18 protein-coding genes are annotated in these 20,346 nt (G+C 72.7%); 10 read left to right on the top strand and 8 right to left on the bottom strand.

Going from position 1 to position 20,346, the window contains the following annotated elements; all coding sequences use genetic code 11:
- The first annotated feature begins 24 nt into the window (after positions 1–24).
- The 3 genes from OHB04_RS23795 to OHB04_RS23785 are packed head-to-tail and all read left to right on the top strand — an operon-like array spanning position 25 to position 2,451.
- Complete coding sequence (locus OHB04_RS23795; RefSeq protein WP_326689681.1) at positions 25–1,164, top strand: lipid-transfer protein; 1,140 nt, start codon at positions 25–27, stop codon at positions 1,162–1,164.
- A gap of 4 nt (positions 1,165–1,168) precedes the next feature.
- Positions 1,169–1,636, top strand: coding sequence for a Zn-ribbon domain-containing OB-fold protein (locus tag OHB04_RS23790; protein WP_326689680.1), 468 nt, complete (start codon positions 1,169–1,171; stop codon positions 1,634–1,636).
- Complete coding sequence (locus OHB04_RS23785; RefSeq protein WP_326808250.1) at positions 1,633–2,451, top strand: enoyl-CoA hydratase/isomerase family protein; 819 nt, start codon at positions 1,633–1,635, stop codon at positions 2,449–2,451. The genes OHB04_RS23790 and OHB04_RS23785 overlap by 4 nt, the downstream gene beginning before the upstream one ends.
- Positions 2,452–2,533: 82 nt before the next feature.
- Here OHB04_RS23785 and OHB04_RS23780 read toward each other — a convergent pair whose 3' ends face one another.
- Positions 2,534–3,148, bottom strand: a complete 615-nt coding sequence (locus OHB04_RS23780; RefSeq protein ID WP_326808249.1) for a hypothetical protein — start codon at positions 3,146–3,148, stop codon at positions 2,534–2,536.
- Between the two features lie 192 nt (positions 3,149–3,340).
- Here OHB04_RS23780 and OHB04_RS23775 point away from each other — a divergent pair, with 192 nt between their 5' ends.
- Positions 3,341–4,093: a hypothetical protein gene (locus OHB04_RS23775; RefSeq protein WP_326689677.1), complete on the top strand. Its 753-nt coding sequence runs from the start codon at positions 3,341–3,343 to the stop codon at positions 4,091–4,093.
- Between the two features lie 284 nt (positions 4,094–4,377).
- Here OHB04_RS23775 and OHB04_RS23770 read toward each other — a convergent pair whose 3' ends face one another.
- On the bottom strand, positions 4,378–7,458 hold the full coding sequence (locus tag OHB04_RS23770) for an outer membrane protein assembly factor BamB family protein (RefSeq protein ID WP_326808248.1): 3,081 nt from the start codon (positions 7,456–7,458) through the stop codon (positions 4,378–4,380).
- 402 nt (positions 7,459–7,860) lie between these two features.
- On the opposite strand from OHB04_RS23770, the gene OHB04_RS23765 reads away from it, so the two are divergent.
- On the top strand, positions 7,861–8,508 hold the full coding sequence (locus tag OHB04_RS23765; protein WP_326689675.1) for a TetR family transcriptional regulator: 648 nt from the start codon (positions 7,861–7,863) through the stop codon (positions 8,506–8,508).
- 130 nt (positions 8,509–8,638) lie between these two features.
- Here the strand turns inward: OHB04_RS23765 and OHB04_RS23760 are convergent, their stop codons facing one another.
- Positions 8,639–9,118 (bottom strand): nitroreductase/quinone reductase family protein, encoded by a 480-nt coding sequence (locus OHB04_RS23760; RefSeq protein WP_326689674.1) that lies wholly within the window; start codon positions 9,116–9,118, stop codon positions 8,639–8,641.
- A complete protein-coding gene (locus OHB04_RS23755) occupies positions 9,118–10,506 on the bottom strand; it encodes an acyl-CoA dehydrogenase family protein (RefSeq protein WP_326808247.1) in 1,389 nt (462 codons plus the stop codon). Before OHB04_RS23755 ends, OHB04_RS23760 begins: the two co-directional genes overlap by 1 nt.
- Before the next feature lie 216 nt (positions 10,507–10,722).
- On the opposite strand from OHB04_RS23755, the gene OHB04_RS23750 reads away from it, so the two are divergent.
- Positions 10,723–11,949 (top strand): thiolase C-terminal domain-containing protein, encoded by a 1,227-nt coding sequence (locus OHB04_RS23750; RefSeq protein WP_326689672.1) that lies wholly within the window; start codon positions 10,723–10,725, stop codon positions 11,947–11,949.
- Positions 11,950–12,072: 123 nt separating this feature from the next.
- Here the strand turns inward: OHB04_RS23750 and OHB04_RS23745 are convergent, their stop codons facing one another.
- The 3 genes from OHB04_RS23745 to OHB04_RS23735 form a co-directional block, all read right to left on the bottom strand.
- Positions 12,073–12,561: a GNAT family N-acetyltransferase gene (locus tag OHB04_RS23745; RefSeq protein WP_326689671.1), complete on the bottom strand. Its 489-nt coding sequence runs from the start codon at positions 12,559–12,561 to the stop codon at positions 12,073–12,075.
- A 119-nt stretch (positions 12,562–12,680) separates the two neighbouring features.
- Positions 12,681–13,190 carry a Zn-ribbon domain-containing OB-fold protein gene (locus OHB04_RS23740; RefSeq protein WP_326808246.1) on the bottom strand — a complete coding sequence of 170 codons (510 nt, stop codon included), beginning with the start codon at positions 13,188–13,190 and terminating at the stop codon, positions 12,681–12,683.
- A 49-nt stretch (positions 13,191–13,239) separates the two neighbouring features.
- Positions 13,240–13,689 carry a DoxX family membrane protein gene (locus OHB04_RS23735; protein WP_326808245.1) on the bottom strand — a complete coding sequence of 150 codons (450 nt, stop codon included), beginning with the start codon at positions 13,687–13,689 and terminating at the stop codon, positions 13,240–13,242.
- A 274-nt stretch (positions 13,690–13,963) separates the two neighbouring features.
- Between OHB04_RS23735 and OHB04_RS23730 the strand changes: the two genes are divergently transcribed.
- The 4 genes from OHB04_RS23730 (at position 13,964) to OHB04_RS23715 (ending at position 19,435) form a co-directional block, all read left to right on the top strand.
- Positions 13,964–15,100: a flavin-containing monooxygenase gene (locus OHB04_RS23730; RefSeq protein ID WP_326692869.1), complete on the top strand. Its 1,137-nt coding sequence runs from the start codon at positions 13,964–13,966 to the stop codon at positions 15,098–15,100.
- A 300-nt stretch (positions 15,101–15,400) separates the two neighbouring features.
- A complete protein-coding gene (locus OHB04_RS23725; protein ID WP_326689668.1) occupies positions 15,401–17,647 on the top strand; it encodes an acetate--CoA ligase family protein in 2,247 nt (748 codons plus the stop codon).
- 100 nt (positions 17,648–17,747) lie between these two features.
- On the top strand, positions 17,748–18,578 hold the full coding sequence (locus OHB04_RS23720; protein ID WP_326808244.1) for an enoyl-CoA hydratase/isomerase family protein: 831 nt from the start codon (positions 17,748–17,750) through the stop codon (positions 18,576–18,578).
- Positions 18,579–18,772: 194 nt separating this feature from the next.
- Positions 18,773–19,435: a flavin reductase family protein gene (locus tag OHB04_RS23715; RefSeq protein WP_326692868.1), complete on the top strand. Its 663-nt coding sequence runs from the start codon at positions 18,773–18,775 to the stop codon at positions 19,433–19,435.
- Between the two features lie 55 nt (positions 19,436–19,490).
- Here OHB04_RS23715 and OHB04_RS23710 read toward each other — a convergent pair whose 3' ends face one another.
- Positions 19,491–20,333: an NAD(P)H-dependent oxidoreductase gene (locus tag OHB04_RS23710; RefSeq protein WP_326689666.1), complete on the bottom strand. Its 843-nt coding sequence runs from the start codon at positions 20,331–20,333 to the stop codon at positions 19,491–19,493.
- Positions 20,334–20,346: the final 13 nt, after the last annotated feature.

Genomic DNA, 20,346 nt, shown 5'->3' with positions numbered 1-20,346 from the left:
TCGGGAACGGCCGAGGAGGACGCCATGAAGGACGCCACGGCGATCGCCGGCATAGGCCAGACGCCGTTCGCCAAGCGGCTCCCGGAATCCGAGAAGGCCCTCGCCTGCCGCGCCGTTCTGGCGGCGCTCGACGACGCGGGGATCGCCCCCGCCGAGGTGGACGGCTTCGCCTCGTACACGATGGAGGAGACCGACGAGGTCGAGGTCGCCAAGGCCATCGGCGCCGGCGATGTGACCTTCTTCTCCAAGGTCGGCTACGGGGGCGGCGGTTCGTGCGCCACGGTCGCGCACCTCGCCGCGGCCATCGCCACGGGACAGGCGAGCGTCGGCGTCGCCTGGCGCTCGCGCAAACGCGGCTCGGGCGCGCGGCCGTGGAAGAACACCACCGTGCAGCTGCCCACCCCGGCGCAGTGGACGCGCCCCTTCGGACTGCTGCGCCCCGCCGACGAGATCGGCATGCTCACCCGGCGCTACATGCACGAGTACGGCGCCACCCGCGACCACCTCTTCAACGTCGCCCTGGCCTGCCGCAACCGCGCCAATCAGAACCCCGCGGCGATGATGTACGAGCGCCCGCTGACCCGCGAGATGTACATGACCGCACGCTGGATCAGCGAACCGCTGTGCCTGTTCGACAACTGCCTGGAGACGGACGGCGCCCTCGCCTGCGTGCTCGTGTCCGCCGAGCGCGCCCGCGACTGCCGCCAAAAGCCCGTCTACGTCCACTCCGCGGCCCAGGGGCTGCCCGCGCAGCACCACGGAATGGTCAACTACTGGAACGACGACCCGCTTCAGGGGCCCGCCTGGACGGCGGCCCAGCAGCTGTGGAAGACGGCCGACCTGGGTCCACAGGATGTGGATGTCGCCCAGATCTACGACGCCTTCACCCCGCTCATCCCGCTCTCCCTGGAGGGCTACGGGTTCTGCGGGCGGGGCGAGGGCGCGGCCTTCACCGAGGGCGGCGCGCTGGAGATCGGCGGACGGCTGCCGCTGAACACCTCGGGAGGCGGGCTCAGCGAGGCGTATGTGCACGGCTTCAACCTCATCACCGAGGGCGTCAAACAGCTGCGCGGCACCTCGACCGCGCAGGTCCCCGACGCCTCGACCTGCCTAATCACGGCGGGCGAGGGCGTACCCACCTCCGCCGTGCTGCTGAGGAGTTGATCCCGTGTCCCCCACCCCCACCACAGGCTCCGGGCTGCTGTTGCCCGTGCAGGACGAGGACGGCGCCCCCTTCTGGACGTACACGGCACGTGGCGAGCTGCGCGTGCAGGCGTGCGGGGAGTGCGGGCGGCGCCGCTTCCCGCCACGGCCGTGCTGCCCGCACTGCCAGTCCTTCGGTGTCGAATGGCACCGGATGAGCGGGCGCGGCCGTATCTGGTCGTACGTCGTGGCACACCCGCCGCTGCTGCCCGCCTACGCCGAACAGGCCCCCTACAACGCGGTCGTGGTCGAGCTGGCCGACGAACCGCGCATCCGGATGGTGGGCAATCTGGTCGCGGCACCGGATGCTTCCCTCGATTCCCTCGATCCGGCGAAGCTGCGCATCGGAGCACCGGTCAAGGCAGTCTTCCACGAGATGGGCGAGGGCGAGGACCGGGTGACCGTCCCGCGCTGGATGCTGGAGCGGCCGTGAGCATCCGGACGCACACCGAGGACGGCGTCGCCACGGTGACCCTGGACCGCCCCGAGAAGCACAACGCGCTCGACCTGGCGGACGCCCGCGCGCTGGCCCAGGTCTGGCGCGGCTTCCGCACGGACCCGGCGGTCCGCGCCGCCGTGGTGACCGGCGCCGGCGGGCGGGCCTTCTGCACCGGGATCGACCGCACGGCGGTGTCCGGCGAGGAGGCCGCCGCGCAGCCGCACTCCCCCTACGCGATCGACGACCCGCTGCTGACCATCGGACCCAAGGCCAACGACCTGTGGATCCCGGTGATCGCCGCCGTCGAGGGCATGGCCTGCGGCGGGGCCTTCTACCTGCTGAGCGAGGCCGAATTCCTCGTCGCCACCGAGGAGTCCGCCTTCTTCGACCCGCACACCACCTACGGCATGGTCAGCGCGTACGAGGCCATGGCGATGGCGCAGCGCATGCCCTTCGGCGAGGTCGCGAGGATGGCGCTGATGGGCACCGCCGAGCGGATCTCCGGCCGCCGGGCCTACGAGACCGGGCTGGTGTCCGAACTGGCCCCGCCCGGCGGCGCCCTGGAGGCGGCCCTGCGCTGTGCGCGCGTGCTCGCCTCGTACCCGACGGAGGCCGTCCAGGGCACCGTGCGGGCGGTGTGGGCGGCCAAGGAGACGGCCCGCACTCAGGCAATGGCCCAGGCCCCGGCGCTGATCGCCCTCGGCAACCTGCCGCCCGAGCGACAGGCGGAGCTGTTCGCTTCGCGGGGCCGGTCCGGGAGCGGGGCCGGGGCCCAGAGTGGGCCCGGCCCCGGCGTGCGCGTGCGGTGAGACGCGGCGTCGCCTGCGGAGCGTCGTCGCTCGTGGCGGAGCGACACCCTTGGAGGGGCCTCGCCCGTGGAGGGGTACGGCCTCAGCGGACCGAGAGCACCTCGCACCGTTCGACTTCGGCGACCTCGCTCGGGTTGCTCATGGGCACCTTGACGCTCGTGACGCCGTTGGCGTTGACAGTCGCGACGGCGGAGCCGGTGTCCACGGGGGTTCCGGTGTCGTCCACGAACTTGACGCTCACCGTGTAGGTGACCTTGCGGGACACGGCGTTGCGCACCCGCACGGTGGCGCTGGGCCTGGCGCTGTCCGCCGCGGCGCACTTCGTCACGCTGCCGGAGCCGTCACGGCGGCTGGAGCTCGAACCGTTGGAGGAACTGCTGCTGTGGTTGCCGGTGGTGGAGTTGTAGCGGGAGCCGCTCCGGTGGCTGTCGCTGTACCCGCCGCTGCTGGAGCTGCTGGAGCTGCTGGAGCTGCTGGAGCTGCTGGAGCTGCTGGAGCTGCTGGAACCGTCGTAGTCGGAGCTTCCGCTGTGGCTGCTGGAGCTCTTACTGCTGCACCCGCCACCGCCGCTGTGCGACTTGCCTCCGCTGCTGCTCCCGCCCCGCCCGCCGCTGGAGCGGTTCGGGCTGAATCCGCTGAGTGCCAGCATCACTATCGTGACGGCTGCGAGCAGCTTGATGTGGTGCGTCCGCTTCATGAAAAGGCCCCCCGAGGGTGCTGAGCACGGCTCCCGCCGCGTTGTTCCGCGTACTTGTCGCGTTCAGTACAACCAATATCACCGGCTCAAGACGCTCAGAGTGGCGGGTAGGTTCCCAACGGCGTAGCGTCGAAATTGGATCACGCACCCGTTCGGCGCCGGGAAACGGCGCCGGAAAGCGAGGCGAGACCGATGATCCGTAACTCACTCGGGTTGCTACTCGCTCTCATCGGAGCGGCGGCCGTCGTATGGAGCCCCTTCCGACCGTGGTACGACGGCCGCCACGGGCGCGACTTCCGTATCGACCAGCTCTTCCAGGGCGGCGGCATCACTGGTGCCGGAGCCGCGCTGTTCACCGGGATCTTTCTGGTGATGCTGGTCCTGGCCGTGGTGGCGGTGGTGGGCGCGCTCTTGCGCTCCAGGATGACGGTGGCTGTCGCGGGCGTACTGGCGCTCGGCTTCACCGTGTTGTGGATGGTCCGCCAGGGCCAGGCCGCGGGCAGCCTGTCGATGGGCGTCGGCGGAGGACTGGCCTCCGGCGCGTGGCTCGCCCTCGGAGGCAGCGTCGTTCTGCTGATCGCCGCCGCCGGGATGAAGGGCCGCCCCACCTCGGCACGCCACGGCAGAGGCTCGCGCCATCTGGACGCGGCACCCGTCGCCCCAGGATCCCGCCAGGACGACGCCGCCCCGCTGGAGCAGCCGTACGCCGGAACCCCACAGGAGCCGGCCACCTACCCGCAGCAGCCGACCGCGTACCCGCCGGGGACCGGCAGACCCACGCAGGAGCCGGCCGGGTCCCAGCCCGGACAGGCACCGGGACAGCAGGGGGCGCCCCCGGAAAGCGCGCCGGACAACACCCGGCCCTTCCCGAAGGCCCCGCCCTCCGAGAAGCCCCACGGCGACGATCAGGACGCCTGGCCCCACGACAAGCGCGACGCGGCATAGCCGCTCCCGCTCGGGCCTCCCGCCCCGCTCCCGCCGCAACGGCGAACAACCACACACAACGAGTCCGGCGGAATCGTCGACGGCCCCAGGCTGCCCCCGTTCCGCCGGACTCCGCGCATCGTGGCCCCCGGCGGGATCCCCACGGCCCCAGGCCGTCCGTCCCTCCGGCCGCGGAAAAGGCGAAGCCCCACCCGCCACAAAGGCCGCGCGCCCGCGCGGCCCCAAGGCCGGGCCGGGCCGGGCCGGGCCGGGCCGGGCCGGGCGAAAACAGGCGGGTGGGTGGGTTACGAGGCGTGGCGGGACTGGCCAGTCCCCTTCGTCGCGTCCAGCGCGTAGACGCAACGATCCTTGCTGCACGCGTAGACAACGCCGCCGACGACGACGGGCGGACCCGTGATCTCCCCGCCGGTGGCCAGCTTCCATCTCAGCTGGCCACCCACCGCGTCGACGGTGTACAGGCAGTGGTCGGCCGACCCGAAGTGCACCCGGCCGTTCGCGACGACCGGCGCTCCCACCACGTCGGCGCCGGTCGCGAAGCGCCAGCGCGGCGTTCCGCTCACGGCGTCGAGCGTGTAGAGCGCGCTGCCGCTGCCGAGATGGACGAGCCCGTCGGCGGTGACGACGGGCTCGGTGCAGTGCCGGGCCTCCGTCGCGATGCGCCAGCGGTCGTGGCCGTTGCCGGTGTCGAGTGCGTAGACGGTGCCGAGGTAGTCGGCGAGGTAGATCCCGCCGCCCGTCACGCCGGGGCCCCGTACATAGGCGGGCGGGCACAGGAAGGCGGCGGGCGCGTCGAAGCGCCAGCGTTCGGCTCCCGTGGCGGCGTCCAGGGCGAAGACCCGCGAGCCGGCACACACGTAGGCGACGCCGTCCTCCGCGACGGTGATCCGCACCGGCACCCCGCCGGTGGCGGAGGTGTCGCCGACGGGGTACGACCAGCGCTCGGTGCCGGTGCGCGCCTCCAGCGCGTACAGGCGGCCGTCCGCCCAGGTGTAGACGGCGCCGTCGGCGATGACGGGGCCGCCCTCGGGGGTCTCGAAGTCGGCCTGCGCACCGGAGAGTTCCCACAGCTTCTCGCCGCTGGCCGCCTCCCACGCCTGCACTCCCCCGCCACGGGTGCCGGTGACGATGGTGCCCCGGTCGACCTTGAGCGAGTAGACCCAGCCGTCGGTCGCCAGGCGCCAGCGCTCGGAGCCGTCGGAGGCGTCCAGCGCGTAGAGGCTGGGCCCGTCGGAGGCGTGGACGCGGCCCCCGGAGACGGCCATCGACCAGGCGACCTCACGGGTCTTGAACTGCCTGCGCCCGCTCGCCACGTCCAGCGCGTGCACCTCGAACGAGGTCACGTACACCAGGTCCTCGGCGACGACGGGTGAACCCCAGACGTCGTTCGACATCCGGAACCGCCACGGCCGCCAGCGCTGCGGTGCCCCGGCCTGTCCGGGCTGCCCGGACGACACCGGCGAGGCCGAGGAGACGGACGGAGCGTGCGGCGCCGACTGGTGCGGGGAGGACGAGGGCGGCTGGACGGGCTGGGCCGGCGCGGACTGCTGGAGGGGGTGCCGCGCCTCTTGCAGACCGGGGCCGGGGCCGGAACCCGCGCCCGCTCCCGTGCTGAGACCGGAGCCGGCGCCGTGCACGGAGGGCGGCGCCGCCTGGGACGCTCCGGAGGCAGCCGGGCCGCCGCCGGAGAGGAAGCCCTGTGGCCCCACGCCGGGCGGGCTGTGCGGGCCGGGGGCCTGATGCGGTGCGGGCGAGCCGTGGTCGGGCGCTCCCGCGTGCCGGGGGCCCTGGCCCGCTCCCTGACCGCTGTGCGGCTGTCCGTGGGACGGCACGGAGCCGCCGGCCTGGCCCGGCAGCTCGCCGTCGCTCATGGCCTGTGAGGACGAGGACGACGCGGACGAGGGCTGCGGGGCCGCGTGCTGTGCCCCGTTGGGCGGGCGTACCCAGCCCGAGGTGGGGTCGGCCTCGGCGCTGCCGCCCTCGTCGGGGCGGCGCGGCCCCGGACCGATGGGCACATGCGCGCCGGGCAGCTGTACGGGCCCGCTGTCGGGGCTCCCGGGCTGCGAGGTGGACGGCGAGACAACGGGCACGGAGCCCGGCCCCGATGCGGAGCCCGGACCCGGGCCACCGGAGCCGGGTCCCGAACCGGAGCCGGCGCCCTCGGGAAAGCGGGGCCCCGACGCCGGGCCGCCGCCGATGGCCGCAGGCCCGCCGGGACCCGCCGGAATGCCGTGGTCCCATGCGGCGGCCACAGCCCCGGCCGCCCCGTGCGCCGGAGCGGAGGGATCCGCTCCGCGGAGGTCGGCGGGCCCGGAACCGGCGCCGGCGGGGGCACCCGCGCCGACCGCGGCTCCGGCGTTCCCCGCGGGGCCTCCGTGCCCTCCGTGCGCCGCACCCGCTGCCGCGTTCGCCGCCTGCTCCGCCTGCGCGGCCTGCGCCGCCTGGGCCGCCTCCTGTTGCCGCCGCATCGCCCGGCCGCCCCTGCGGCGCTCGATCAAGGTGACGGCGGTCGAAGGCAGCCAGGCCGAGACGGTGCCGCTGTCGTCGCTGCCCGCCGCGAACAGGTGCGGGGCGAGCTGCGACTGGAGATCGGCGGGCGTCGGCCGCTCCTCGGCGTTCATCCGCATACACGACTCGATCAGGGGCCGCAGATCGTCCGACAGGCCCTCCAGATCGGGGCCTTCGCGCAGCAGCATGAAGACGGTCTCCACGGGGTTCGCCCCGTGGAAGGGCGCATGGCCCGTCGCGGCGAAGACGAGCATGGAGGCGAGCGAGAAGATGTCGCTGGCACCGGTGACGCTGCGTGAGTCCCGCGCCTGCTCGGGCGACATGTAGGCGGGCGTGCCGACGGCCACGTTCGTCATCGTCAGCCGGGTGTTGGAGACGCCCGAGGCGATGCCGAAGTCGATGACGCGCGGCCCGTCCTCGACGACCAGCACGTTGGACGGCTTCAAGTCACGGTGGACCAGGCCCGCGCCGTGGATGGACTGGAGCGCCTCGGCGACCCCCGCCGCCAGCCAGCGCACCGCCTGAACGGGCAGCGGCCCGCACTCGTTGACTATTTCCTCGAGGGAGGGTGACGGAACGTAGGCGGTGGCGAGCCACGGCACGGCGGCGCGCGGGTCGGCGTCCACCACGGCCGCGGTGTAGAACCCGCTGACGGCCCGCGCCGCTTCCACCTCGCGCGTGAAACGCACCCGGAAGAGCTGGTCCTCGGCCAGTTCCGTACGCACCGTCTTGATCGCCACACGGCGGCCCGAGGCCGAACGTGCGAGGTAGACCAGCCCCATGCCGCCGGCACCGAGGCGGCCGAGCACCTCGAACGGGCCGATCCGCCGCGGATCGTGCTGCGTCAGCTGCTCCACCATTTGCCTGCCACCTCCCCGTAGGGCTGTACGTCGTCCCGCCCCGTGCAGCCTCTCACTGCCGTGCCGGACCTGCGGTCCGGAGGCCGATTCTTCCTGGCGAAGGCGGCGGTTGCGAACCCGGGGGCGGCTCGTATGTGTCTTCGTGACCACACAAAGCCCCCAGTTCCGGACGAGTCCGGCATTCCCTCTCTACTAGTTCCGCCAGTTCCGTCAGCTTCCCATCCGCCTCTGTCACCGTCCCCTCTTCACACGCCGCACCGAGGGCGTGCGGAGGGCAGCCGAGGGCGTGCGGAGGGCATACGACGGGGCGCGCCGAGCGCGATCGGCGCGCCCAGGACAGCGGTCGCACCCATTTGCATGCGGAGGAATCGCGGGCCGATCACCCCTCGGTAAGCTGACGGCATGACAGGACAAGTTCGAACCGTCGACGGCCGGGTGGCCGGACGCCGCGGTCAGGCGACGCGGCAGAAGCTGCTCGACTGCCTCAGCGAGATGCTCAGCTCGTCGCCCTATCGCGACGTCAAGGTCATCGACGTCGCACGGAAAGCGGGCACGTCCCCGGCGACCTTCTACCAGTACTTCCCCGATGTCGAGGGCGCCGTCCTGGAGATCGCCGAAGCCATGGCCAAGGAGGGTGCGGGCCTGACCGAGCTGGTCGCCGGGCGCTCCTGGGTGGGCAAGGCGGCCTGGCAGGCGGCGGAGGACCTGGTCGAGGGCTTCCTCTCCTTCTGGCGCAAGAACGACGCGATCCTGCGCGTCGTCGACCTGGGCGCCGCCGAAGGGGACAAGCGGTTCTACAAGATCCGCATGAAGATCCTCAACTCGGTCAACAACTCCCTGACCGACTCCATCAAGGAGCTCCAGTCCAAGGGCAAGGTCGACAAGGATGTGAACGCGACGGCCGTCGCGGGCTCCCTCGTCGCCATGCTGGCCTCGGTCGCGGGCCACCAGAAGGGCTTTCAGTCCTGGGGCGTCAAGCAGTCCGAGCTGAAGCCGAGTCTGGCCCTCCTGGTGCACCTGGGCGTCACGGGCAAGAAGCCCACCAAGTAACCGCGTCCGGCCCGTGGATACCCGCGCCGCACGCCGCCGGTGATCTCCGCGTGCCCGTCAACGGTGATTCCGGTGTGCCCACCGCCGGTGATCCTCGCGTGCCGCTGCCGGTGATTCCCGGCGCTGCCCGCTACGGCTCCGCGCGCCTCTCCAGCCGGAAGACGCGGATCCGCCGCTCAAGCCGCGCCTGGTAGACCGCGTACGGCGGCCAGAACCGCAGCAGTTCCTCCCACGCCTCCTCCCGCTCCGCCCCCTCCAACTGCCGTGCCCGCACGGCGATGTCGGCCCCCTTCCAGCTGATCCACGCGTCAGGGTGACGGCGCAGGTTCGCGGTCCAGCCCGGGTGGCCCGTTTTGCCGAAGTTGCTGCCGATCAGCAGCCAGCTTCCGCGCTCCTCCTCCGGCATGCACGCCAGCGGAGTACGCCGCCGCTGCCCGCTCTTCGCTCCCGTCGAGGTCAGGACGACGCCCGGGAGCATCTGGGTGCTGATCATCTTCCGGCCGCCGCTCAGCCGGTGCACGGCGCGGTCGAGTACGGGGATCACATGCGGGGCCACACGGGCGAACGTCCTGGTGGAGGACATCTTCTGGATCGCCTTCGCCTTGTCCATCAGACCCCGACCGCCTCTCCTGCCACGCGTGCGTCGCGCTCTCCTTCTGTCCCCCGGCCTTCTGTCCCCCGGCTCTTCTCCTTCCGGCCTTCCTTCCCCCGACCTTCCTTCCCCTGACCGGTCGGTCCGAACAGCGCGGCGCGCTCGGCAGCGCGGGCCCGCAGCCGGTGCACCGGCCCGAACAGCAGATCGTCACCGGCCGCCCGCTTGAAGTACAGATGCGCCTCGTGCTCCCAGGTGAAGCCGACGCCCCCGTGGAACTGGACCGCCTCGCCCGCGGCCAGCCGCAGCGCCTCCAGCCCCTGCGCCAGGGCGAGTCCGCCGGCGGTGGCCGCCTCCCCGGCGTCCGCGTCCGCCGCCCACGCCGCGTAGTACGCAGCCGAGCGCGCCGCCTGCACCTGGACGTACACATCCGCGAGCCGGTGGCGTACCGCCTGGAACGACCCGATGGGCCGCCCGAACTGCTCACGCAGACCCGTGTACTCGACGGTGCGGGACAGCGCGCTGTCCGCGGCCCCGACCGCCTCGGCCGCCAGCACGGCGGCGGCACCGGGACCGGCCTGGACAAGCGTCTCGCGCACATCGCCCCCGTCGCCGCTCCCGAGCATCTCGGCCGCCACGTCCCGCAGTTCGACGCGGGCGACGGGGCGGGTCTCGTCCAGCGCGGTCTGCCGGATGCGTACGACGCCGTCCGGCTCGGGGTGTGCGCCGTCCGGCTCGGTGTGTACGAGGAACAGGAGTGTCCGGCTGCGCGCGAATCCTCCCGCGTGCGCGGCGACCAGCAGCAGCCCGGCGCTGTGGCCGCCCAGCACCTGCCCGGCCTCCCCGTACAGCCGCCAGCCGTCCCCGTCGCGGTACGCCTGCATGCCGCCGGCCCGTCCACCGCCCGCCCAGTCGTCGGGCGCGGCCGGGCCGGTGGCCGGGCCCACGGTCTGGCCGACCGCCTCACCGGAAGCCGGACCGGCCCCCGGGCCGGTGAGGCCGAGTGCGAGCGGGAGCACACCCGCCGGGACGGCGAGCGCGGCGGTCAGCTCGCCGGAGGCGAGGCGGGGCAGCAGGCGGGCGCGCTGCTCGTCGGTGCCGAGCGAGAGGAGGAGCGGGGCGACGAGCGCCGCCGTGGCGAACAGGGGCGAGGGCAGCAGCATCCTGCCCGTCTCCTCGGCGGCCAGGGCGAGTTCGAGGGTGCCGCAGCCCACGCCGCCGTAGCGCTCGGGCAGCGCGAGCCCCGGGAGCCCGAGCTGAGCGGCGAGGGTGTGCCAGAGCCCGGTGTCGTACCCGGGCTCCGTCCTGACCGCCGCCTTGACCTCGTCGGGCCCGCAGCGCCGTGCGAGCAGCTCCCGCACGGTACGGCGCATCTCGTCCTGCTCCTCGGTGAACGCGGTGTCCATCGACAGCTCCCCTCAGATCTGACGAGGCGTCATGTTAAGGACGTCCGGCCGAGATGCCCAGAGGCGCGCGGCCCTCGTGCCGCACAGGCCTCCGACACCGCGCGGGCCTCCGTGCCGCGCAGGCCTCGGCACCGCGCAGGCCTCCGCACCGCACGGCCTCCCCGCGCGGGATCGGCCGTCTGTCACCACCCCCGTATCTGATGTACCGTCAGATTCATGTCTGCCGCGAGCACCAGCCCTCGCACGCCCCGCCCGCCTCACACGCCCCGCACACCCTCTACGCCCCGCAGGGTCGCCGTCGCCGGAGTCGCGCTCTCCGACGGGGGCCGGGTGGAGGAGGCGACGCCGTACGCGCTGCACGCACAGGCCGCCCGCCGGGCGCTCGCCGACTCAGGGCTGGACCGCGCGCTGATCGACGGGCTCGCCTCGGCCGGACTGGGCACGCTCGCACCGGTGGAGGTCGCCGAGTACCTCGGACTGCGCCCCATCTGGGTCGACTCCACCGCCGTCGGCGGCTCCACCTGGGAGGTCATGGCCGCCCACGCGGCGGACGCCATCGCCCAGCGCCGGGCCAACGCGGTGCTGCTCGTCTACGGATCCACCGCGCGCGCCGACATCAAGGCCCGCCGCCGCACCTCGGACCTCTCCTTCGGCGCCCGGGGACCGCTCCAGTTCGAGGTGCCGTACGGGCACACCCTCATCGCGAAGTACGCGATGGCGGCCCGCCGTCACATGCACCAGTACGGCACCACCCTGGAACAGCTCGCCGAAGTCGCCGTCCAGGCCCGCGCGAACGCCGCGACCAACCCCGAGGCCCTGTACCGCGAGCCGATCACCGTCGACGACGTGCTCTCCGGGCCGATGATCGCCGACCCGTTCACCAAGCTCCACTGCTGCGTCCGCTCCGACGGCGGCTGTGCGGTACTGCTCGTCGCGGAGGAGTACGTACCCGATCTGGCCAAGCATCCGGTGTGGATACTGGGCTCGGGCACGGCCGTCTCGCACACCACGATGTCCGAGTGGGAGGACTTCACGGTCTCGCCGGCCGCCGTCTCCGGCCGCGCGGCCTTCGAGCGGGCCGGGGTCACCCCGGACGACATCGACCTGGCCCAGATCTACGACGCCTTCACCTACATGACCCTCGTGACGCTGGAGGACCTGGGCTTCTGCGCGAAGGGAGAGGGCGGCGCCTTCGTGGAGAAGGGGCGGCTGCTACGGGACGGCGGGCTCCCCGTCAACACCGACGGCGGCGGGCTCTCCGCGTGCCACCCCGGGATGCGCGGACTCTTTCTCCTGGTGGAGGCCGTACGGCAGTTGAGAGGCGAGGCGGGCGAGGACCGCCAGGTCCGCAAGGCCGACGGAGCCCTCCCCGAACTGGCCGTCGCCTCCGGGACCGGCGGATGGTTCTGCTCCTCGGGAACGGTCGTACTCGGCCGCGGCTGACAGCTGACAGCTGACAGCTGACAGCTGACAACCAGGGTATCGGCCATCCGGTGCGCGGTTTCAAATGCGCCGGACGTGGCCCCAAAGCGCCGGTCGTGACCTCAGAAGCGCTGGTCACAACCCTCAGAAGCGCTGGTACATGATGTGCAGCCCCACGTAGCCGTGCCGGGGGTGCAGGAAGCCCTCTTCGAGCGTGGCGACGATCTCGAAGCCCAGCGACTTCCACAGCGCGACCGCGCGGGTGTTGGTCTCCACCACCGCGTTGAACTGCATCGCGCGGTAGCCCTCCTTGACCGCCCACTCCAGCACGTGCTCCCCGAGCGCACGGCCGACGCCCTTGCTCTCCCGCGAGGGGTCGACCATGAAGCTGGCACCGGCGATGTGCGAGGCGCCGCCCATGTGGTTGGGGTTCATCTTCGCGGTGCCGAGGACGGCACCGTCCTCGTCCACGGCGACGACGGTGCGGCCGGGCGGCTCCAGCATCCACATCCGGCGCCCGGCAGGCTCGTCCAAGTCGCGGGGGTACGAGTAGGTCTCGCCCTCGGCGACGATGGCCTGGAAGAAGGGCCAGATGGCAGGCCAGTCGGCTTCGGTCGCTTCACGGATACGCACACGGCCAGCATGAGCGATCGGCGGGCACGCTGCCAGCGGTTAACGTCACGCAGGACCTGCGGGCCGCACACGGGACCTGCGGGCCGCACAGGGCGGACGGGTCACGCAGGGCGGAGGGGTCACGCAGGGCCTGCGTGGCGCCGCACCGGGCGGAACACCGGCACGGCGAAGGCCTCAGCGCTCGCGGTACGCGCGGCACGGGCGGCGCGCGGGGCATCCGGTTCGCCCTCCTCGCTGTGCCCTTCCGTCCGGAAGGTGACACGCAGCGGCATTCCGATCCGCAGCGCGTCCTCCGGGCAGTCGGTGACCTCGGTCATCATGCGCGGCCCCTCCGCCAGCTCCACGACGGCCGCGACGTACGGCACCCGCTCGCCGAAGGGCGGCAGATCGTTGCGGTGCACCACGGACCAGGTGTAGAGCGTGGCGTCCCCGCTCGCCGCCACCCACTCGACGTCCTCGCTCCAGCAGCGCGGGCAGAACTCGCGCGGGTAGTGGTGCGTGGCGCCGCACCCGGAAGCTCGACAGCGGCGCAGCAGCAGCCTCCCCTCGGCCGCCGCCCGCCAGTAAGGGGCGGTGAACGCGTCGACCTCGGGTACGTCGAACCTCCGCGCCGCCCCCATCAGCCCCATGCCGTCCCCATAAGCTCCGCATCCTCCCCATCGGCCCGTGCCGTCCCCATCAGAAGAGCCCCCACGCGCCGTCGAGCGACCAGGTCTGCCAGCTCATCCCGAACAGCGCGACGAGCGAGATGAGCGCCATCATGCTGTTCTGCCCCTGCTCGGCCCAGTCGTGGATCATCAGCACCAGATAGAGCAGGTTGAGCAGCAGGCCGCCGATGAGCGCGACCGGGGTGAGGAAGCCGAGTACCAGGCCGAGCCCGAGCGCGAGTTCCGCGTATACGACGACGTACGCGATCACCTTCGGCCGGGGCTTCACCACGGTGTCGAACCCCTTGGTGACGGCACTCCAGCGGTGCTTGGACGCCACGCCCGAGGCCCACGCGATGCCGGTGCCCCGCTCGAACCAGCCCCGCTTGTCCTTGTGCCGCCAGCTTTCCAGCCACCACACTCCGAGCCCGACGCGCAGCACCGCGAGCCACTCGGGCCCGCTGAGCCAGACGGTCTCCATGCCTCACCCTCCTCGAACTCCGGCCCTGCCCTCGACCCCGGACTCCGGACTCCGGACTCCGGACTCCGGACCTCGGACCTCGGACTTCGGTCCTGCGGGTGTGGCCGGGCCCGGCGCGATCTGACGGTACGTCAGTTCACCGGATCCGGACACGGGGCGCAAGAGGCGGACGACGACGGGTTCGCGGCGGCTTCCTGCCCGCCCCACGGCGGGCTGATGGCGGATTCTCCCCCTCGACGGGGCACACGAGCCGATTACGATCGTCGCCATGCCCATGTCGGACAGCGGCACTCCCGTCCATGTTCTCGGCGCCGGGCCCGGCGGCCTGGCCACGGCCGCGGCGCTCCAGGAGCGGGGGATCGGCGCGGTGGTCCTGGAGAAGAGCGACTCCGTCGGCACCTCCTGGCGCTCCCACTACGAACGACTGCACCTGCACACGGCCCGCACCCACTCCGCCCTCCCCGGACTGCCGATCCCCCGCTCCTACGGCCGCTGGGTCGCCCGCGCGGACGTGGTGCGCTACCTGGAGCGGTACGCGGAACACCACAGGATCGAGGTCGCCACCGGTGTGGAGGTCGACACGGTCGAGCGGCGCGGGGACCAGTGGGTGCTGCACGCCAACGGCGGGCGGCGGCTCAGCGGCCCCGCCGTCGTCATCGCCACCGGCTTCAACCACACTCCCCACCTCCCCGCCTGGCCCGGCCGCGACAGCTTCACCGGCGAGTTGCTGCACGCCTGCCGCTACCGCTCCCCCGACCCCTTCGAGGGCAAGGACGTGCTGGTCGTCGGCGCGGGGAACACCGGAGCCGAGATCGCGGCGGACCTGGCCGCCTCAAGCGCGGCGCGCGTCCGCCTCGCCGTACGCACACCCCCGCACATCCTGCGCCGCTCCACCCTGGGCTGGCCCGCCCAGCGCAGCGCGATCCTCTGCCGCCGGCTACCGGTCCGCCTGATGGACCGCCTCGCGGCGTACCTCGGCCGGATATCGGTACCCGACCTGGCCCCCTATGGGCTGCCGCGCCCGGAGACCGGGCTCTACACCCGCGCCCGGGAAGGGGCGATCCCGGTGCTCGACGTGGGGCTTATCGAGGCGGTCCGCGCGCGGCGGGTCGAACCCGTGGCCGCCGTCGAGGCGTTCGAGGAGGGGAAGGTGCTGCTCAGCGACGGGGAGACGGTCAACCCGCAGGTCGTGATCGCCGCCACCGGCTACCGTCGCGGCCTCGACGGCCTCCTCGGGGGCCTCGGCATCCTCGACGACCGAGGCAACCCCCTCCCCCACGGCGCCCACACCCACCCCGCCGCCCCGGACCTGTACTTCACCGGCTACACCAACCCCCTGAGCGGCGCCCTCCGCGAACTCACCCTCGAAGCCCGCCGCATAGCCCGCGCGATCGCCCGCAGGACGCGTTGAGGGCGAGCGCGGGGTTGAGGGCGAGCGGGGGATCGAGGGCGAGCGCGGGGTCGAGTGAGCCCAGGGTCAGGTGAGGGCGAGCACGGGGTCGCGGACGAGCGCGGGGCCCGGCGAGGGCGAGGGCGAGGGCGAGCGGTCGAGGTGAGCGTGGGTCAAGGGTGAGGGGGCGGGACGGTGCCCCCCGGTTGCGCCCCCCTCGTTCGGACAACGCTCGTTCGCCCACTTCCTGACACTGCGTCAGTTCAGTAATCTGACACAGCGTCAGTTGCGTTGGCCACCACACAGGAGTGGGCGAGAACGATGCTCGGATCTACTCACGGCACCCTCACCACGACCCCCCGCTCGGCACGCGTGCTGGCCTGCGGCGAGCAGGGCAACGCCGGCATCGGTGCCGTACACGGCAGGACCGACAGCGAAGACCTGGACGTCAGCGGACGTCCGCTGCACGCGCCCGTACCCGACCTGGACCGGTTCTTCCGGCCCGAGGCCGTGGCCGTCGTGGGCGCCTCCGACGCCGAGGGGCGGCCCAACACCGGGATCACGCGGCAGCTTCTGGCCTGGGCGGAGCGGGTCGGGGCGCGGCTGCACCCCGTGCACCCGAAGCGGAGCACCGTCTTCGGGCTGCCCTGCGCGCCCACCGTCGCGGACCTGCCCGAGCCCGTGGACCTCGCCGTACTGCTCGTCGCCGACCCGCTGCCGGTGGTCGAGCAGCTGGTCGAGACGAAGACGAAGTTCGCCGTCGCCTTCGCCTCCGGCTTCGCCGAGACCGGCGAGGACGGCGCGGACGCGCAGGACCGGCTCGCCCGCGTCACAGCCGGCTCGGGGCTGAGGCTGTTGGGCCCGAACACCAACCTCAACGCCTTCGAGCACTTCCGCGACGACCTGGAGGGCCCCGCGATCGCGCTGATCACGCAGTCGGGCCACCAGGGACGGCCCGTCTTCGCCCTCCAGGAGCTGGGCATCCGGCTCTCACACTGGGCACCGACCGGGAACGAGGCGGACCTGGAGACGGCCGATTTCCTCTCCTATTTCGCCACGCGCCCCGAGGTCGGAGCCGTCGCCGCGTATGTGGAAGGGCTCAAGGACGGCCGCAGCTTTCTCCTGGCCGCCGACCGCGCGGCGCGCAACGGTGTGCCGGTGGTAGCGGTGAAGGTCGGCCGCACAGAGACGGGTGCGCGCACCGCCGCCTCGCACACCGGAAAGCTGACCGGCGCCGACGCCACCGTGGACGCCGCGATGCGGCAGTACGGCGTGATCAGGGTGGACGGGCTCGACGAGCTTCAGGACACCGCGGCGCTGCTGGCCCGCGCCCGGCCGCCCCGGGCGGAGGGCGTGGCCGTCTATTCGATATCCGGCGGCACCGGCGCCCACTTCGCCGACCTGGCCACGTCCGCCGGACTCAGCCTCCCCACACTCAGCGAGGCCAAGCAGACCGAGCTGCACCAGTGGGTTCCCGACTACCTCAACGTCTCCAATCCGGTCGACAACGGCGGGCATCCGGTGGGCGACTGGCGCGGACGCAAGATCATCGACGCGATCCTGGCCGACCCCGGCGTCGGCGTGCTCATCTGTCCCATCACCGGGCCCTTCCCTCCCATGAGCGACAAGCTCGCCCGCGACCTCGTGGCTGCGGCCGAGGAGACGGACAAGCTCATCTGCGTCATCTGGGGATCGCCCGTCGGTACCGAGGACGCCTACCGGCACACCCTCCTGGGCTCCTCCCGCGTCGCCACCTTCCGTACGTTCGCCAACTGCGTGACCGCCGTGCGGGCCTACCTGGGACACCACCGCTTCCGCCGCGGCTACCGCTCCCCCTTCGAGGACGCGCCCCGCACGCCCTCGCCCTCCCTGCGCAAGGCGCAGGCACTGCTTCGCCCGGGACAGCAGCTGAGCGAGCACGCGGGCAAGCAGCTTCTGCGGGCGTACGGCATCCGCGTACCGCGCGAACAGCTGTGCACCAGCGCGGCGGGCGCGGTGCGCTCGGCCGCGCAGGTCGGCTACCCGGTCGTCATGAAGGCTTCCGCGCCCCAGCTCGCCCACAAGAGTGAGTACGGGCTGGTCAGGATCGGGCTCACCTCGGCCAGCCAGGTCCGCGACACCTATCGGGAGCTGACCGACATCGCCCGCCAGGAGGACATCGATCTGGACGGCGTACTCGTGTGCCAGATGGTCGACCCCGGCGTGGAGATGGTCGTCGGCATCACCCAGGACGAGCTGTTCGGCCCGACGGTGACCGTGGGGCTCGGCGGGGTGCTGGTGGAGGTGCTGCGGGACGCGGCCGTGGGCGTCCCGCCCTTCGGCGAGGACCAGGCCCGCGCCATGCTCGGCGAACTGCGCGGCGCGGCGCTCCTCGACGGCGTACGGGGGAGGCCGCCCGCCGACGTCGACGCCCTGGTGGAGGTCGTTCTGCGAGTCCAGCGCATGGCGCTGGAGCTGAGCGGGCCCCACAGCTCGGGCGGGCTGGCGGAGCTGGACATCAATCCCCTGGTCGTCCTGCCGCGCGGCCAGGGCGCGGTGGCACTCGACGCGCTGGCGATCTGCCGGTGAGGCGACCTCGGGCGCACCGGCCGAAGGTGAGGCAGCCGATGGTGAGGCAGCCGCCGGCGAGCCGCGCGGCGTCATCGTCGTCGTTGAAAGGAGCTGTTTCATGACGTCTTCCCCCCGTGAGGAACCCGTGGAGCAATCCCTGGAGAAAGTTGTAACCCAGGCCACTGACAACGGGGTCTCGTGGATCACCCTCGACCGCCCGCACGCCATGAACGCCCTCACCTGGGACCAGCGGGAACGCCTCATCTCGCTGCTCTCGGAAGCCTCCGCCGACCCCGCCGTGCGCGCCGTCGTCCTCACCGCGCGGGGCCGGGGTTTCTGCGCCGGCGCCGACCTCAAGGGCACCCCGGGCGCGGGCGGCGAGCGGATCGCGGGCGACGTCGCCCGCGTGATCGAGCGGGGCGCGCAGCGGCTGGTCGGCGCGGTGCTGGACTGCGAAAAGCCGGTGCTCGCCGCCATCAACGGCACCGCCGCCGGCCTCGGCTGCCACCTGGCGCTGGCCTGCGACCTCGTACTGGCAGCGGAAGGCACCGCGTTCGTGGAGGTCTTCGTACGCCGGGGCCTGGTGCCGGACGGTGGCGGCGCCTATCTGCTGCCCCGGCTGATCGGCCCGCAGAAGGCCAAGGAGCTGATGTTCTTCGGGGATTCGCTGCCGGCCGCCGAAGCGGAACGGCTCGGTCTGGTCAACCTCGTCGTGCCCGCCGACGAGTTGGCCAAGACCGCGCGCGCCTGGGCCGAGCGCCTGGCCACCGGCCCGACCCGCGCCCTCGCACTCACCAAGCGGCTGGTCAACGAGTCGCTGGACGCGGGCCGCGCCGTCGCCTTCGCCTCGGAGGCGACGGCACAGGAGATCAACATGACCACCCGGGACGCGCGCGAGGGCGTCGACTCCTTCGTCCAGCGGCGTACCCCGCGGTTCGAGGGGCGGTAGAGCGGGACCTCGCTACGCTGGATGCGACAACTCCACGAGATTCGGGAACTCCCGCCCACGGGGCGGGAACTCCCGCCGTATACAAGGCTCCCGTGAGCGCATACAGGGCTCCCGTGAGCGCACACGGGGCTCCCGCGAGCCTTCCAAACTGACGGAGCATCAGATTCAATGAAGCCATGATGGGACACGCCGGTATGGCAGCCACCGCGGTGCGCTATCTGCGCGCCGTCGGCTCATCGACCACGGCCGCGCCGCACCCCGCGCCCGGCCCCGGACCCCAGGCCGGACCGGGCGCGCCGGGGGCGCTCCCCCGGCCCGACCTGCGCGCCGTGCGCGAGGACGAGCGGGCGCCGGTCGACCCGGCGCGCTTCCGCCGGGTCCTGGGCGACTTCGCCTCCGGGGTCACCGTGGTGACGGCGCCCGCGGCCGAGGGTGAGGCCGGCCCCGCCGGATTCGCCTGCCAGTCCTTCGCCTCGCTCTCGCTGGAGCCGCCCCTCGTGTCGTTCATGGTGGGCCGCACGTCCACGACGTGGCCGCGTATCGCGCGCGCCGGCGTCTTCTGCGTGAACGTCCTCTCGGCCGGCCAGAGCGAGCTGTGCCGCGCTTTCGCGGTGAGCGGCGCGGACAAGTTCGCGGGAGTGGCGCACTCCCCCGCACCGGAGACGGGCTCGCCGCTGCTGGAGGGCGTGTCCGCCTGGATCGACTGCGAGATCCACGCGGTGCACACGGGCGGTGACCACCTGATCGTGGTCGGCCGCGTACGCGCGCTGGATGCCGCGGAGGACGAGGCCGCCCCGCTGGTCTTCCACCGCGGCACCCTGGGGACCTTCTCCCCGAGGCCGGCCCCCCGGCCGTAGCGGGGCAGCGCCCTCCGGGACGTGTCCGGCGCCGGACCTCCAGGCCCACACCCGGCTACTGGACCGACACCCCGCTACGGCCCCTGGGACGGCCCTCCGGATGCCGCCGCTTCCCGGCCGCCGCCTCGCCACGCGCCGGCGAGTGGATCGCGAAGCCGGTGCGCTCCGGCTCGATCCCGGGCCTGAGCACGAGGTCCTCGTCGTAGTCCCCGCCCCGCTCGTGCCGGAAGGGCAGCGGTTCGGCCGTGGGCAGTCCGAGCAGGTGGTCGCGCAGCTGGGCCTCGTACGGCGCGTACTCCTCCTCGGTGAGCCGGTCGGCCCCGTAGACGACGAAGGGCGGCAGCGCCTCCATGCCCGTGTACCAGAACGTGCCGTGGTGCAGGGGGAAGAGCACCTCGTCGACGTGGCCGTGGATGCCGCGCGGGCCGAAGCTGGAGGAGCGGGCGCCGACGGAGGTGATGACCGTCGCACGCTTGCCCGCGAGCCCTCCGTCGCCGTAGCGGCGGGCGTTCCCCTCCGCGTCTTTGACGCCGAAGGCGAAGCCCTGCGTGAACACCCTGTCGAACCAGCCCTTCAGGATCGCCGGTGGGCCCATCCACCACAGCGGGAACTGGAAGACCAGGGTGTCGGCCCAGGCGAGCTTCTCCTGTTCCTCGCGGATGTCCGGGCTGAGCCCGCCGGTGACGTAGGCCCGCTCCTGGGCTTCACCCACAAGGAGACGGCCGTCGGCCTCCTGGGGGAAGTCCGCACCGTCGATGACCGGCTTCCAGCCCATGGCGTACAGGTCGGACTCCTTCACCTGGTGACCCTGTTCGCGCAGCGCCGCGATGCCGGTGTCGCGCAGGGAGGCGTTGAAGGAGCGTTCTTCCGGATGAGCGAATATCCACAGCGTCTTCATGTGATCGATCGTG

Source organism: Streptomyces sp. NBC_01775 (genome assembly GCF_035917675.1).
Taxonomy (GTDB): Bacteria; Actinomycetota; Actinomycetes; order Streptomycetales; family Streptomycetaceae; genus Streptomyces.
This window is presented reverse-complemented; position numbering and strand designations above follow the sequence as displayed.

Coding starts and splice junctions, on each gene's coding strand:
- OHB04_RS23795 (WP_326689681.1), top strand. CDS start 25: ATGAAGGACGCCACGGCGATCGCCGGCATAGGCCAGACGCCGTTCGCC.
- OHB04_RS23780 (WP_326808249.1), bottom strand. CDS start 3,148: ATGAAGCGGACGCACCACATCAAGCTGCTCGCAGCCGTCACGATAGTG.
- OHB04_RS23775 (WP_326689677.1), top strand. CDS start 3,341: ATGATCCGTAACTCACTCGGGTTGCTACTCGCTCTCATCGGAGCGGCG.
- OHB04_RS23770 (WP_326808248.1), bottom strand. CDS start 7,458: ATGGTGGAGCAGCTGACGCAGCACGATCCGCGGCGGATCGGCCCGTTC.
- OHB04_RS23765 (WP_326689675.1), top strand. CDS start 7,861: ATGACAGGACAAGTTCGAACCGTCGACGGCCGGGTGGCCGGACGCCGC.
- OHB04_RS23760 (WP_326689674.1), bottom strand. CDS start 9,118: ATGGACAAGGCGAAGGCGATCCAGAAGATGTCCTCCACCAGGACGTTC.
- OHB04_RS23755 (WP_326808247.1), bottom strand. CDS start 10,506: ATGGACACCGCGTTCACCGAGGAGCAGGACGAGATGCGCCGTACCGTG.
- OHB04_RS23750 (WP_326689672.1), top strand. CDS start 10,723: ATGTCTGCCGCGAGCACCAGCCCTCGCACGCCCCGCCCGCCTCACACG.
- OHB04_RS23740 (WP_326808246.1), bottom strand. CDS start 13,190: ATGGGGCTGATGGGGGCGGCGCGGAGGTTCGACGTACCCGAGGTCGAC.
- OHB04_RS23735 (WP_326808245.1), bottom strand. CDS start 13,689: ATGGAGACCGTCTGGCTCAGCGGGCCCGAGTGGCTCGCGGTGCTGCGC.
- OHB04_RS23730 (WP_326692869.1), top strand. CDS start 13,964: ATGTCGGACAGCGGCACTCCCGTCCATGTTCTCGGCGCCGGGCCCGGC.
- OHB04_RS23725 (WP_326689668.1), top strand. CDS start 15,401: ATGCTCGGATCTACTCACGGCACCCTCACCACGACCCCCCGCTCGGCA.
- OHB04_RS23720 (WP_326808244.1), top strand. CDS start 17,748: ATGACGTCTTCCCCCCGTGAGGAACCCGTGGAGCAATCCCTGGAGAAA.
- OHB04_RS23715 (WP_326692868.1), top strand. CDS start 18,773: ATGGCAGCCACCGCGGTGCGCTATCTGCGCGCCGTCGGCTCATCGACC.
- OHB04_RS23710 (WP_326689666.1), bottom strand. CDS start 20,333: ATGAAGACGCTGTGGATATTCGCTCATCCGGAAGAACGCTCCTTCAAC.